Source organism: Mycolicibacterium lutetiense (assembly GCF_017876775.1).
In the GTDB taxonomy this organism is placed as follows: domain Bacteria; phylum Actinomycetota; class Actinomycetes; order Mycobacteriales; family Mycobacteriaceae; genus Mycobacterium; species Mycobacterium lutetiense.
On sequence record NZ_JAGIOP010000001.1, the window covers coordinates 1,294,505 to 1,308,523 of the forward strand.

Annotated in this window: 13 protein-coding genes; 6 read left to right on the top strand and 7 right to left on the bottom strand. The window is 67.2% G+C overall.

The features are described from left to right. Positions 1-23: 23 nt before the first annotated feature. From JOF57_RS06190 to JOF57_RS06200, 3 genes are read right to left on the bottom strand one after another with little or no spacing between them, the layout of a single operon-like run. Complete coding sequence (locus tag JOF57_RS06190) at positions 24-1,349, bottom strand: ABC transporter substrate-binding protein (protein WP_209914840.1); 1,326 nt, start codon at positions 1,347-1,349, stop codon at positions 24-26. Then, positions 1,346-2,158, bottom strand: coding sequence for a carbohydrate ABC transporter permease (locus JOF57_RS06195; protein ID WP_209914843.1), 813 nt, complete (start codon positions 2,156-2,158; stop codon positions 1,346-1,348). The genes JOF57_RS06190 and JOF57_RS06195 overlap by 4 nt, the downstream gene beginning before the upstream one ends. After that, positions 2,145-3,017, bottom strand: coding sequence for a carbohydrate ABC transporter permease (locus tag JOF57_RS06200; RefSeq protein WP_209914846.1), 873 nt, complete (start codon positions 3,015-3,017; stop codon positions 2,145-2,147). Before JOF57_RS06200 ends, JOF57_RS06195 begins: the two co-directional genes overlap by 14 nt. A 274-nt stretch (positions 3,018-3,291) precedes the next feature. Here JOF57_RS06200 and JOF57_RS06205 point away from each other — a divergent pair, with 274 nt between their 5' ends. Further along, positions 3,292-3,981: a cutinase family protein gene (locus tag JOF57_RS06205; protein ID WP_407666556.1), complete on the top strand. Its 690-nt coding sequence runs from the start codon at positions 3,292-3,294 to the stop codon at positions 3,979-3,981. Here the strand turns inward: JOF57_RS06205 and JOF57_RS06210 are convergent. Beyond that, positions 3,978-4,964, bottom strand: a complete 987-nt coding sequence (locus tag JOF57_RS06210) for an NAD-dependent epimerase/dehydratase family protein (RefSeq protein ID WP_209914851.1) — start codon at positions 4,962-4,964, stop codon at positions 3,978-3,980. The two genes, JOF57_RS06205 and JOF57_RS06210, sit on opposite strands and share 4 nt — an antisense overlap. 98 nt (positions 4,965-5,062) lie before the next feature. Then, the gene (locus JOF57_RS06215; protein WP_209914854.1) at positions 5,063-6,730 is read right to left on the bottom strand and encodes a sulfatase-like hydrolase/transferase; all 1,668 of its coding nucleotides are present in this window, start codon (positions 6,728-6,730) and stop codon (positions 5,063-5,065) included. A 33-nt stretch (positions 6,731-6,763) separates the two neighbouring features. On the opposite strand from JOF57_RS06215, the gene JOF57_RS06220 reads away from it, so the two are divergent. Genes JOF57_RS06220 through JOF57_RS06240 form a run of 5 tightly spaced genes read left to right on the top strand, consistent with a single transcriptional unit; the run spans position 6,764 to position 11,765 of the window. Next, positions 6,764-7,318: a P-loop NTPase family protein gene (locus tag JOF57_RS06220; RefSeq protein ID WP_209914858.1), complete on the top strand. Its 555-nt coding sequence runs from the start codon at positions 6,764-6,766 to the stop codon at positions 7,316-7,318. A gap of 35 nt (positions 7,319-7,353) precedes the next feature. Then, on the top strand, positions 7,354-8,871 hold the full coding sequence (locus JOF57_RS06225; protein WP_209914861.1) for a TldD/PmbA family protein: 1,518 nt from the start codon (positions 7,354-7,356) through the stop codon (positions 8,869-8,871). Continuing rightward, positions 8,868-10,229, top strand: coding sequence for a metallopeptidase TldD-related protein (locus JOF57_RS06230; RefSeq protein ID WP_209914864.1), 1,362 nt, complete (start codon positions 8,868-8,870; stop codon positions 10,227-10,229). The genes JOF57_RS06225 and JOF57_RS06230 overlap by 4 nt, the downstream gene beginning before the upstream one ends. A 5-nt stretch (positions 10,230-10,234) precedes the next feature. After that, positions 10,235-10,915, top strand: a complete 681-nt coding sequence (locus JOF57_RS06235) for a YwaF family protein (protein ID WP_209914866.1) — start codon at positions 10,235-10,237, stop codon at positions 10,913-10,915. 37 nt (positions 10,916-10,952) lie between these two features. Beyond that, a complete protein-coding gene (locus tag JOF57_RS06240) occupies positions 10,953-11,765 on the top strand; it encodes a carboxymuconolactone decarboxylase family protein (protein WP_407666540.1) in 813 nt (270 codons plus the stop codon). Positions 11,766-11,770: 5 nt separating this feature from the next. Here the strand turns inward: JOF57_RS06240 and JOF57_RS06245 are convergent, their stop codons facing one another. Together JOF57_RS06245 and JOF57_RS06250 are read right to left on the bottom strand one after the other, a co-directional pair. Next, complete coding sequence (locus tag JOF57_RS06245; RefSeq protein WP_209914869.1) at positions 11,771-12,970, bottom strand: serine hydrolase domain-containing protein; 1,200 nt, start codon at positions 12,968-12,970, stop codon at positions 11,771-11,773. After that, positions 12,967-14,007, bottom strand: a complete 1,041-nt coding sequence (locus JOF57_RS06250) for a threonine aldolase family protein (protein ID WP_209914871.1) — start codon at positions 14,005-14,007, stop codon at positions 12,967-12,969. The genes JOF57_RS06245 and JOF57_RS06250 overlap by 4 nt, the downstream gene beginning before the upstream one ends. Between the last annotated feature and the right edge of the window lie 12 nt (positions 14,008-14,019).

Sequence of the window (14,019 nt, forward strand, 5' to 3'; positions counted from 1 at the left end):
TCAGCCCAATGTAGGCGATGTGGTCAGCGTGCGGCTGCCGTATTGGCGGCCCATTGAGCGTCGGCCAGGGACTTCTCGACATCGCGTCGGCCCAGGAACATCTCGTCGAAATAGGGCTGGAGGGCCTGATATCCGGCCGGGAAGCCGGCCGCTCCCGGCGCCGGGATCCGCGGACCCCGCAGCACCCGGAAGAACGGGCTGACGTCCACCCCGCGCGCTTTCCAGTAGTCGTGGTAGACGGGTTGGGCGGCCAGCACGGCCGGGATGGCGGCGCCTTTCACCCCGAGGAACTCGCTGCCCTGTTTGCTGCCCATCCACGCCAGCACCTCCCGCACCGAACCCGGGTGGCGGGTCGCCGAGTTGGCCGCTGCGGCAATGCCATTGGTGACACTGACTCGACCTTTGGGGCCGGTGGGCAGCATGACCACGCCCCACCGGAACCGGGCCTGGTTCGCGATGGCCGCCAGGTTGTAGGTGCCGGACTGGAACAGCGCCATTCGGCCTTGCAGGAAGGTGTTGCGGGAGAAGTCCCCGTTGCTGTTGGTGGCCGAGGCCGGTGGGGCGACGTGATCGTCGTTGATCATCCGTACCAGATACGTGAACGCCTCGACGGCCTGCGGGTTGTCGAAGGCGAATCGATCGCCGATGGTGAAGATGCCACCCGCCGAGCCGATGTAGTTGAGGTAGATGCCCTGAAGGTCGTTGGCGGCGTTGTAGCCCCACTGCCGGATCCGACCGGGGTCGAAACCCTCGGTGCCGGCTGTGCGGCCCTGCTCGTCGACGGTGAGCCTGGCGGCCAGCGACCGCAGGGTGTCGTCGGGTCCGTTCGACCAGCGCAGCGTGGTCAGTTCGGCGAGGTCCACCCCGGAGGCGTCGAGCAGGTCGGCGTTGAAATACACCGCGATACCGGCGTCGGTCAGTTGCGGAACGGCCCACAGGGCGTCATTGCGGGTGAACTGGTTGACCACCGAGGGTTCCCAGGCTCGGGCGGCGTTGGCGCCCAACGTCTGTCCGATGTCGAGCAGCCGGCCGTTGTCGGCGTACCCGGCCAGGTAGGCATTGGACAGCCAGAAGATGTCATCGGCACTGCCGCCTGCCACATCGGTGCGCAGGCTGTCGAAGTAGGACGAGTAGGCGACGGTGTTGACCCGCACGTCGATGTCAGGATGCTCGCGGGTGAACTCTGCGAACGACTCCCGGTAGGCGGCCGCCACCTGCGGGTCCCACAGCCGCACGGTCACCACGGTGCGACCTTCGGGTTCGGTCGTGTGGCCGAGCAGGACGGCAGCGACCAGCAGGACGGCCATGGTCAATGCCAGGCCGGCGGCCGCCAGCGTGGAGCGCCTCATTTGATTCCCGTCACCACGATCGAACGGACGATGTTGCGCGAGAACGCGATGAACAACACGATCAGCGGGACGATCGCGACCGTGGTGGCCGCCATCACCAGCGTCCACTGCGCGTTGTACTGCGTCTGCAGCCCGGCCGTCGCGACCGTGAGCACCTGCCACTTGCTGCCGCTCGTGATCACCAACGGCCACAGGAAGTTGTTCCACTGGCTCACCACGGTGATCAATGCCAGGGTCACGAGGATCGGCCGGCTGGCCGGCACCACCACGTGCATGATCACGTCCAGGGTGTGGGCGCCGTCGAGGCGGGCCGCGTTGATCAGATCGTCGGGAATCGATCGAAAGTACTCGCGCAGCAAGAAGATCGCGTACGGCGAGCCGAACATGAACGGCAGCACCAGCGCCCAGAAGGTATTGCGCAATCCCGCCTCGGCCATCATCAGGTACAGCGGCACCACGGTCACCGTCGCAGGCACCATCAGCGTCGCGATGTAGATCCAGAACAGGGCGTCGCGGCCGGGGAACCGCAGCCGGGCAAAGGCATAGGCGGCCAGCACTGAGAACACCAGTTGACCGAGCAGGATCACGGCGGTCATCAACGCGGTCACCACGATGGCGCGACCGAATCCGGCGTCGGACAACCCGACGTAGTTCTCCAACGTCGGCGGCGCGGGCGGTGATAGCGGGGGATCGGTGGCGAACTGCTCGGCCGAGGTGAAGGAGGTGAGCAACCCGAGGCCGAAGGGCAGCAGCGTGATCACCGCGCCGAGCAGAAGGCCCACGTAGATCAGTGCGTTACGTGAGGTCATAGCTGATCCTGCGGCGGAAGTAGACGTGCTGGAGCAGCGTGATGCCGACGAGGATGACGAACAGCACAATCGCCATCACCGAGGCCCGGCCCACCGCGGCCGCGCCGAACGCCTCGGCATAGATCCGGTGGGCCACCAGATCGGTGCGACCCTGGGGCCCGCCCGCGGTCAGGGCATACACGGTGTCGAATACCTGCGCGGCACTGACGATTCCGGTGACCAGGACGAAGAACATGGTCGGGCGCAGCATCGGCAGGGTGATGTGACGGAACCGCTGCCAGTCTGTCGCGCCGTCGGTGCGGGCGGCGTTGTGGACATCGGCGGGAATGTTGAGGATGCCGGCCAGGAAGAACAGCGTCACGTAGCCGACATTGGTCCACACCACGACGGCCGACACCACCGGCAGCGCCAGTCCGGGGTCGGTGAGCCACTCGATCGGCCGGCCCAGCACGGTGCTCAGCGCACCGTCGGTGGGGGCCAGGATCCATTTCCACAACACCGCGATCGCCAGCGGTGCACAGATCCACGGCAGCACGTACACGGTGCGGAAGAATCCGGTGCCCGGCAGTTCCCGAGCCAGTAGCGACGCGGCGATCAGGCCCAGCACGGTCTGCGTCGGCACCACCAGCAGCACGAACAGCAGTGTCACCCCCAGTGAGGTGGCGAACGACGAATCGGTGAGCACCGACGTCCAATTGTCCAGCCCCACATACTCGATCGGGCCCAGTAGATCCCACCGCTGCAGGCTCAACCAGACCACGACGAGCATGGGCAGCAACAGAAAGGTGACGACGCCGAACAGGCTGGGGGCGACAAGCGCGTACCCCAGTGCGGTCGTGCGGACACGCGAGGTGGCCATCGAATCATTAAAGCGGTTCGTCAGCTGCCGGCGCCACGGTGGGCAGGTACAACGTCCAAACGCGTCGAGGCCATCCCGGACGGGGCGATCATGCGCAGATGACGTACTCACCTGACTGTTCCGGAATCGAAGACCCGAGGGCGCACTTGTAGCTGGTAACAGCAACAGATGGACCGGGGGCCAATTCATGAGCACAGCGCAGCCAGCCCGCAGGGGCAGCGTGACGTCCACCGTGGCACAGTCGGCGATCTTCACCGTGTTCGGCGTGGCCGCGATGGTCTTCGGTTCGCTGGTCGGTCCGGTTGCCACGGCCCACGCCGCCGACGGATGCGCCGACGTCGAGGTCGTGTTCGCCCGCGGCACCAACGAGGCGCCCGGGGTGGGAGCCACCGGGCAGGCGTTCGTCGACGCGCTCACTGCCGACCTACCCGGCAAATCTGTGGACGTGTACGGGGTGAACTACCCGGCGTCACTGAACTTCGGCCAGGCTGTCGACGGGATCGCTGATGCGAGCAACCGGATCCAGTCGATCGCGGCAACGTGCCCGGCGACGCAGATCGTGCTGGGCGGTTATTCGCAGGGCGCTGCGGTGGCCGGCTACACCACCGCCGGCAGCGTGCCCGCCGGATATGTCCTGCCCGCCGGCATCAGCGGCCCGATGCCGGCATCGGTTGCCTCACACGTCGCGGCCGTGGCGCTGTTCGGAACTCCCGACGACTGGGTTCTGGGCCTGGCCGACCGAAGCGCACCACCCATCGCCATCGGTGCGCCGTACGTGGCCAAGACGATCCAGCTGTGTGCCCCCGGTGACCCGGTCTGCTTTCCCGGTGGCCTGAATCGTGCCGCCCACAGCTCCTACAGGGACAACGGTATGGCCGTCCAGGCAGCCGACTTCGCGGCCCGGCGGCTGGGCGCGGGTGCTCCGGCGGCAACCGTGGTGCAGGCCGTGGGCGGCATGAGCTAGCGCTCGAGCCCCTGAAACCCGGCAACGGTGTCGGCCAGGGTGATTCGTGGATCGCGGTAGGTGATGCCGAGGTCGCGTTCGCTGGGTGAATCGTCGGAGGCCGGCATCTGCGTGTAGTACTGCATCCCGGCTTCCGTGAACGGCGTCTGGAACGGCAGGAACGGACCCATCCGGTCGAGCACCTGCCCGGCGACGCGCAGGACGGTGTCGGGAACCGGGACGGCGAACATCGTCTTGTCGCCAACCTCGGTGAGCAGCTTGGCCAACTGGTCCACCGGAATGCGATGACCGCCGGCCATGTACCGGCGGGGCCCGCGACCGGGTTCGAGCAGCGCCACATGTAAGGCCGCCAGGTCACGTCCGTCGACGATGGTCCACGCTGCGCTGCGACCGGGAATCGCCCCGAGTTGCAGTGCGGCGGCCACCCCCTCGCCGGCCTCACCGAACTGGTTGCCGACCGGTGGACCCATGACCATGCCGGGATAGGTGATGTTGACCGGTGCGCCGGCGTCCTGCATCCCGCGGGCATAGATCTCGACCTGGGCCTTGGACCGGCCGTAGCCGTCCGTCCCGCCGAACACCGGCAGGTCGGCTTCCAGCGTGTCCACGTCCGGATTGAACAACGCGGTAATGCTCGACACATGGATGATCGGATCCAGGCCGAGTTCTGCTGCGCCGCCGAGCACATTCCGCGCACCGTCCATGTTGGTGCTCATCATCTGCGCGGTCTGGCTGGGATCGGTGGCGACCAGCGCCGCACTGTGCAGGACGGCATCGCAGCCCTCGAGTGCGAGCATCACCGAGTCGCGGTTGGTGATGTCGCCGACGGCATGGTCGGAGACGTCGACTCCGAGCTTGGCGACACTGGTGTGCAACCGGTCCGGGTTGCGCACCAGAAACCGAACGGAATGACCGGCGTCCGCAATCGCTTTCGCGCTCCACCCGCCGACAAACCCGGTACCGCCGGTGACCAATACGCGCATGACGCCAACCTCCTAGCGAACGAACAACTCGTCGCACAGACGCTAGTAGGTCAGGGGGCGCAACGAAGCGGTTTCAGCCCTGTGCCGGATATGTCGGCTCAGCCGCCCCTCAGCGTCGCGAGCTCCTTCATGTTCGCCCACCCCTGCTGCTGCGCCTCATCGAGGAAACTCGGCAGCGGCGCGCGCAGTTCGGGCAGCACCTCATGGTCGAGCAGCGCCTGCAGGGCGGCCTGCTTGGCGTTGTGGCCGGCCTGGTTGTCCAGCTCCCAGACTCCTGAATCGGTTGTGTAGTCGTATAACTCGTGGTGGATGGGCCGCGAGGTGTCGATGTCCATGCTGCCGGGTTTCCAGTACGTGTACATGCCGAGCTTGGCTTCGGGGGTACGCACGGCGACGATGTGGCTTGGTGCGGAGGTCGGGATGTCTGTCGGTGGGCCGGCTGCGCCGAACACCTTCTGTGCGAGCGGTGATTTCAGCAAGGCCGCCATCTCCTCCACCGACATGTCGTCGGTGGCGTGCGCGATCCACGGCCGGCCCGGAGCCGCCGCATCGGCGGCGATCCCGGCGATGTCGGCGCGGCTCGCCAGGTAGGAGTAGCGGGAGTCGGACCGCCAGCCCGTGCCACCGTGCGCGATGGTCAGCAAGAGCGGAGCCAGGTCGGCGCTGGAAGTCAGCTGGGTGCGGCTGTCGCCGGGGTCGGGTGTCAGGTGACCCGACGGGTCGCGGATGTAGAGCGGCACCCGGATGCTCTCTTCGTAGACCGCGGCGCCCTTGCCACGCAGGCCGTGCGACCCCGCGTACTCGCCGTGGTCGGAGGTGAACACGACGACGGTGTTGTCGTCGACATCCGGCCGCGCCGCCAGGATGTCGAGCACCCGGCCGATCTGGGTGTCCACCTGTTGATGCAGCCACAGGTACATGTCCAGGCAGCGCGCCCACTGCGCGGCCGCCTCGGGCCCGGTGTAGTCCATCGCGCCGGTCATCAACGGCGACATGAAGTTCATGTAGTCGATCTGCAATTGGGGTTTGCCCCGGCGGCGCAGATCCTCAGCGGTCTCGAAGTTCACCGGCTTGGCACTGAACCGGTGTGGAACATCTTCTGGCAGAGGATTTTTCGGCCACCAGCAGATGTCGTGCGGATTGACCAGGGACACCGTGGTGCACCATGGGCCCTCGTTCGCGTGGGCGTCGAACCACCCGGCGAACTGATCGACGATCGAAGGATCCTGCGCCAAGCCCTGATTCGGCGCGCCGTTGGGGGACGGGTAGGTGCCGCCGGAGAAGCCGTGGACATCCAGGCCGTCGGGGGTGTTGTCGGCCACGCTGCCCAGGTGCCATTTACCCCACCACCAAGTGCGGTATCCGGCATCGCGCAGCATCGTGCCCCAGGTGGGGAAGCGGGCCGCCAGCGTCGACTCGGTGGGGCCTTCGCCGGTGTAGAGGCACCCGGTCTGGTGTGAGTACAGCCCGGTGGTCAGCACCCCGCGCGACGGCGTGCACATGTTCGACGCGCTGTAGTGCGAGCCGAACGACGTGCTGCGCGTCCGCAACCGCTCGAGGTTCGGCAACAGCGCGCCCAGCTGCTGCGCATCGGGGAACCACTGGGGTGCCCGCATCTGGTCGACGATGACGACGAGGATGTTGGGCTGCCCGGCAGATTCGGGCCCGCGCCGCCCCAGCAGTTCGTAACCGCCGAATCCGACCGCGGCTGCACCGGCGGCCGCCGCCGCACCACCTAGGACTGTCCGCCTGCTGAGCTCTGCCATGTCCTCACGGTAGGCCTCGCTACGATCGGTCGGGTGTTGACGGCTCAAGATCCAGTGACCTGGGAGCCGCGGCGCATCGCCGTCGCCGGGGTGACGGGGTCGGGCAAGACGACTCTTGCGGCGCGACTGTCGCACGAGTTCGACCTGCCGTACGTCGAGATCGACAGTCTCTATCACGGGCCCGGCTGGGAACCCCGACCCACGTTCATCAGCGACGTCGAGCAGTTCATCGCGGGCGATTCCTGGGTGATCGAATGGCAGTACCGCGCCGTGCGCAGCCAGATCGTGACGCGCGCGGACACCCTGTTGTGGCTGGACCTGCCGACCCCGGTGGCCCTGCGCCAGTTGACGCGTCGCACCCTTCGCCGACGCCTCGGCCGCCGCGAGTTGTGGAACGGCAACATCGAACCGCCGCTGCGCACGATTTTCACCGACCGTGACCACATCTTGCGCTGGGGATTCCGGACCCGAAACAAGCTCCGCGACACCATCCCTGCGCTGGGATCGCAGGTGCCCCATCTGCACATCGTCCGCTTCACCCGCCACCGCGATGTCGAGGCCTGGCTGAGCCGCATTGCTCCCGCCTGAACCATGTCGCCCCGCAGCGCCGCTACCGTAGGAGCGTGACAGCTCAACGACGTGTGGACGCCGACTTCCTGGAGCTGCCCCGGTTCGAGTTGGCTGACGCGGCACTGTCCGCGGCAGCCGCCGCCGGCGCCAGCTATGCCGATCTGCGGATTCACCGCATCACCACCGAGATCATCCAATTGCGCGACGGAGAGTTGGAGATGTCTGTGGTCAACCGCGAGGTGGGGTTGGCGGTGCGGGTGATCGTCGATGGCGCGTGGGGATTCGCCTCCCATGCCGAACTGGCACCCGAGGTGGCGGCCGAGACGGCCCGCCGCGCTGTGCAGGTGGCCACGACGCTCGCGCCACTGAACGCCGAGCGCATCGAGTTGGCCGCCGAGCCGGTCTACACCGATGTGACCTGGGTGTCCGATTACGGTGTCGACCCGTTCATCGTCCCCGCCGCCGACAAGATCGCGCTGCTCGGCGACTACTCCGGCCGGTTGCTGGCGGCCGACGGTGTGGACCATGTGTCGGCGGGCGTGCACGCGGTCAAGGAGCAGAGCTTCTACGCCGACAGCTTCGGATCCTCGATCACCCAGCAGCGGGTGCGGGTGATGCCGACGATGGAGGCGGTCGCCGTCGACTCGGCCGCCGGGTCGTTCGAGACCATGCGCACACTGGTCCCACCGATGGCGCGGGGCTGGGAAGCGCTGGCCGGCGACGACGTGTGGGACTGGACCTCTGAGCTGGCCGAGCTGCCGACGCTGCTGGCCGAGAAGACCAAAGCCCCGTCGGTCGTCGCCGGCCCCACCGACCTGGTGATCGACCCGTCCAACCTGTGGCTGACCATTCACGAATCCATCGGGCACGCCACCGAATACGACCGGGCGATCGGCTATGAGGCGGCCTACGCCGGGACGTCGTTCGCCACCCCGGACAAACTCGGCACCATGCGCTACGGCTCGCCCGTGATGAACGTGACTGCCGACCGCACCGTGGAATTCGGCTTGGCCACCGTCGGATTCGATGATGAAGGGGTGCAGTCCCAGAGCTGGGACCTGGTGCGCGACGGCGTCTTCGTCGGCTATCAGCTGGACCGGGTGTTCGCCCCGCGACTTGGAAAGGCCCGCTCCAACGGCTGCTCGTATGCCGACTCGCCACACCATGTCCCGATCCAGCGGATGGCCAATGTGTCGCTGCAGCCGGGGCCGGAAGATCTCAGCACGCAGGATCTGATCTCGCGGGTGTCCGACGGCATCTACGTCGTGGGCGACAAGTCCTGGTCAATCGACATGCAGCGGTACAACTTCCAGTTCACCGGCCAGCGGTTCTACCGGATTCGCGACGGCCGGCTGGACGGGCAGTTGCGCGACGTGGCGTACCAGGCCACCACGACCGATTTCTGGGGTGCGATGGAGGCTGTCGGCGGACCGTCGACCTGGCGCCTGGGTGGGGCGTTCAACTGCGGCAAGGCCCAGCCCGGGCAGGTGGCGCCGGTCAGCCACGGCTGTCCGAGCGCGCTGTTCCGCGGCATCAATGTACTGAACACCCGGACGGAGGGCGGCCGATGATCGGCGCACAGCAGGCCATCGACATCGCCTTGGCCGCAGCGGATCCGGGCACAGAAACTGTAGTGCTGGTGACCGATCGGGCCGATGCCTCGCTGCGGTGGGCCGGCAACTCGATGACTACCAACGGCGAGACGGTCAGCCGCACTGTCACGGTGATCTCGATCGTGCGCCGCGGCGAGGCGGCCCATGTCGGGTCGGTGCGTTCCACCGAGGTGGACCCGGCGGTGATCCCGGAGTTGGTGGCCGCTGCGCAGCGCGCGGCGCTGGCCTCGCCCGAGGCGCGGGATGCCGCACCGCCGCTGCCGGGCTTCGGGGTTCCGGCCGACTGGGATGCACCGGTGGCGGGAACGGGTACGCAGGTGTTCACCGGCATCGCCGATGACCTGGCCAAGGGTTTCGCCGGTTCCGACCAGCTCTACGGATATGCCCGCCACGTCATGGAGACCACGTTCGTGGCTACCTCGACCGGCCTGCGCCGTCGTTACACCCAGCCGACCGGGTCGGTGGAGATCAATGCCAAGCGTGACGGTGCCAGCGCCTGGGCCGGGGTGAGCACCGCGGATTTCGTTGATGTGCGGGTGGATTCGCTGCTCGACGAGTTGTCGCTCAAGTTGGGTTGGGCGGAGCGGACCGTCGAACTTCCGGCCGGCCGGTACGAGACACTGATGCCGCCCTCGACGGTGGCCGACATGATGATCTACCTGACCTGGACCATGGACGGCCGTGGGGCGCAGGAAGGGCGCACCGCACTGTCGGCACCCGGCGGGACCCGGGTGGGGGAGAAACTCACCGATCTGGGGCTGACGCTGTACTCGGACCCGTTCGCGCAGTCATTGGCCTGCCAGCCGTTCGTCGCAGTGCCGAGTTCCTCGGAGCGGGTGTCGATCTTCGACAACGGCATGGACATCGGCCGGGTGGACTGGATCCGCGACGGCGTGGTCAATGCGCTGGCCTATCCACGGGCGGTGGCTGCCGAATACGGCACACCGGTCGCGGTGCCCGCCGACAATCTGCTGATGACCGGTGGCACAAACGAATTGGCAGATATGATCGCCGGCACCGAACGCGGCCTGCTGCTGACCACACTGTGGTACATCCGCGAGGTCGACCCGACCGTGCTGCTGCTCACCGGGCTCACCCGGGACGGCGTCTACCTGGTCGAGGACGGCGAGGTGACCGCCGCGGTGAACAACTTCCGCTTCAACGAGAGTCCGCTGGACCTGCTGCGGCGCGCCACCGAGGCCGGCCTCAGCGAGATCACCCTGCCGCGCGAATGGGGCGACTGGGCAACCCGCGCGTCCATGCCGACGCTACGGATCCCGGATTTCCACATGTCCTCGGTGAGCCAGGCGCAATGAACTAAGTGCTATCGCAACGGCAATTCACGACATACGGTCCCTCACACTGGGCCGTACTCGCCGTGTTTGTCGTCGGCGCGGTGCTGGCGATCTGGCTCGGACGCCGTCAGACCGGACGTCAATCCCGGGTCTTCGGCCGTATTCTCGGCGCCCTGACGGCCACGATCTACGTCGCGATATTCGTTTACACGCTCACTCCGCCGTCGATCCAACGTTCGGTACCCCTGCAATTGACCGATCTGGCGACCGTCGTGGGTGCCTACGCGCTGTGGTCGCAGCGGCAGTGGGCGTTCGTGCTCACCTACTACTGGGGGCTGGTGCTGAGTACTCAGGCACTGATCTCGCCGGTGCTCAAGAGCCCGGACTTCCCGCACTACACTTTCCTGGCGTTCTGGTCGATTCACCTGCTGGTGGTCTGGGCCGCGATCTATTTGACCTGGGGTCGTGGGATGCGTCCCCGGTGGCGCGACTACCGATTGGCGGTGGCGGTGACCGCGGCGTGGGCAGCGGGAACCATGACGTTCAACGGAATCGCAGGCACCAACTACGGCTTCCTCAACGCCAAACCCGCCACCGCGTCGCTGCTCGACCTGATGGGGCCGTGGCCGGTCTACGTCCTGGTCGCCGGCACCCTGGTGCTGGTGGTGTGGGCGCTCATGACGTGGCCCTGGAAACGGGCCGCGTAACCGCACGCCGTCGGGCCCGGTGGTGGATACTGCCGGTGTGTCTGCCGATCTGCTCCGCGAGTTGACTGACCTGGTTGCACTGTCCCCGCCCACGTTGGCCGATATCAACGCCGACGTGCGTGAGGTGTGTGCGTCGACGCTGGCGTTGCCGCCCCTGCCGGCGGAGACCCGCGGCGGCGCCGTCGATCCCATGGTCACCGAGTTCGCCGAGCAATTCAGCATCGACGTCGCCGGCATCACCACGGCGCAGCGGGCCGCGTTCTCCGATCTGCTCGGGCCCGACGTGTTCACCGTGGCGATGCTGATCTTTGTGGCCGACTTCGTGCCCCGGATGCGCGCCGGATTGTCCGCCCTTGGTGTGGGCTGGCCGGCCGAACCCGTCGCCTGGGACCACGAAACCGACCCGGCCAACTATGTGCTCGACACCTTCATTCCGGCCGTCGGGCGGATGACTGCGCTGGACCCGGTGACCTCCGAGATCGTGCGCCTGCGCGGGGCCCGCCAGCACAACTGCCGGCTGTGCAAGTCGCTGCGGGAAGCCACGGCGTTGGAGGCCGGCGCCACCGAGTCCGACTACGACGGCATCGACGACTTCGAGAGCTCCGATCTGTCCGACCGGCACAAGGCTGCGCTGCGGTACGTCGACGCGCTGATCTGGACGCCGGCCCAGGTGTCGGGTGAGGAACTGCGCCAACATTTTTCGCAGGACGAGGCCGTCGAGCTGACCCTCGACGTCATGCGCAACGCCTGCAACAAAGTGGCCGTCGCGCTGGGCGCTGACGCGGCCCGGGTCGAGGAAGGCACCGAGCAGTACCGCCTGGGTGCCGACGGCCAGCCGATCTACAGCTGAGCGTCTCAGCCGAGATTCAGACCCGGGTAGATCTGGTCGAGCACCGTGGGCAGCAGCGCGTTGGCTGTTGTCTGCCCCTCCGTCGACAGGGTCAGGTTTGTCCAGATCACCAGTGCCACATCATTGTCCGGGTCAAAACCGATGAACGAGTTGTACCCCGGCATCTCGCCGCCGTGGTAGTACATCGCAGCGTGCGGCCCGTACCGTTGAAAGCTGATCCCGTAGCCGTACTGCTGCCAGTCGGGACGGTCCGGATCTTCGGGGCGCAGGCTATCCCGCCACCGCTGGGTGAACTCGTCGTCGAACACCGTGCCGGTGACCAACGCCCGCATCCAGATGGCCAGATCGTCGGCCGTGGAGATGACGCCGCCGGCCGCGGTGGCATACGACGGATTTTGACGGGTGTAGTCGATCGGCTGCACGGTCCCGGCTCGCGCTGCGGCCGCCAGATCTGCCGGGTAGTCCTCATCGGCCAACGCGTACAACGTCTTTCCGTACATGTAGCCGTGCGAGTACGGCTGGGGAAGGGAGGTATCGCCGGCTGCGGGCAACGTCGTGGCGTCCATGCCGAGCGGGCCGAACAGGCGGCGGTCGAACTGCCCGGCCAGCGGGGCGCCGCCGGCCTTCTCCGCCACCAGGCCCAGCAGCGCGTAGTTGGTGTTGCAGTAGTCGTAGGCGGTGCCCGGTGGGGCCGTGGGCGGATGGGCGAACGCGATGGCCAGCACCTGTTCCGGGGTCCAGGCCCGGGCCGGCTCGGCGTCGAGTTGGGCCGAGAGCTCCGGGGCGAACGTGTAGCAGTACAGCCCGCTGCGCATCGTCAGCAGATCGGCCAGGGTGATGGTGTCGCCGTGGGGCACGCCAGGCACATACGCCGAAATCGGGTCGTCGAGGGTGAGCTTGCCGTCCTGGGCCAGCAGCAGGATCAGCGCGGCGGTCATGGTTTTGGTGTTGGATGCGATGCGGAAATGGGTGTCGGGTTGTGGCGGAGATGTCGTGCCCAGTTCGGTGGTGCCGACCTCGGCGGTGAAGGTGCCCTGCGGGGTCTCCAACAACACCAGTGCCCCGGGCACCCGAAGCTTGGCTGCGGCATTCTCGACAATCGTCTGGAATCGGTCCGCGTCAATGTTCTGGAGGGCCGGCGGCTTGGGTGACGCGCAACCCGCCACGATCAGCGCCGCAGCGACGATGAGGCGCGAAGACTTCATCGCCCTGACCTCGCAATCGGCGCAAGCAGTTCCAGAACGTCGTCGACTTCGGCGTCGGTGGTGGCCCACGAACAGACGAACCGAACGGTGGGGCGAAGCGGGTCGGGACGGTGCACGGCGTAACTGGCCGAGACTGTGGCATGGGCAAGAGGTTCGAGGTCGACGAACACCTCGTTGGCTTCGGTGGGGGTGGACAGCCTCAGACCAAGCGCGTGGAAGCCGGTGCTGAGCCGAGCGGCCATCCGGTTGGCATGGGCCGCGGTCTGCAGCCACAGTCCGTCGTTCAGCATCGCCTCGAACTGGGCCGCGACGAAGCGCTGCTTGCTGGCCAGCTGTCCGATCTGCTTCTGTACGAAGTGAATTCCGTCGAACAGATCGGGGCGGCGCACCAGGATCGCATCGCCCATCAGCATGCCGTTCTTGGTGCCGCCCACGGTGACGATGTCAGCGTCCGCGATGGCCGCTGCCGGAGGGACCTCCAGGGCGGCAATCGCATTGGCGATACGGGAGCCGTCGATGTGGACGAGCAGGTCGAGATCGTGGGCGTGGTCGATGAAGGTCTTGATGGCGTGCGGGGTCCAGAGCCGGCCGTTCTCGGTGGACTGGGTGATGCTGACGATGCGCGGTTGCGAATGGTGCACCGGTCCGCGACGGAGCACCGCGATGTCCAGCGTCGCCGGGTCGATCAGGCCGTCATCGCTGGACAGCTTCGTCAACGGGGCACCCGACAGCCGGACCGGCCCGCCGGCTTCGTCGACCAGTGAATGCGCGATGTCGCTGCACAGGGTCTCCTGCCACGGCCGCACCGCCGAGGCCAGCGCGATGATGTTGGCGGCAGTGCCGGTGAGCGCGAACAGCACCTCGGCGTCGGGGGAGTCGAATGTGGCCTTGAGGGCTTCGGCGACGCGCTGGGTGACCGGGTCGTTCCCGTAGGACGCGGTGGCGTCGGTGTTTGCCGCGACGATCGCGTCGATCACTCGCGGGTGAGCGGGCGCGGCGTTGTCGGAGGCGAACGCGTGGGAAGGCACGTCCGCCATGATCCCACCGCC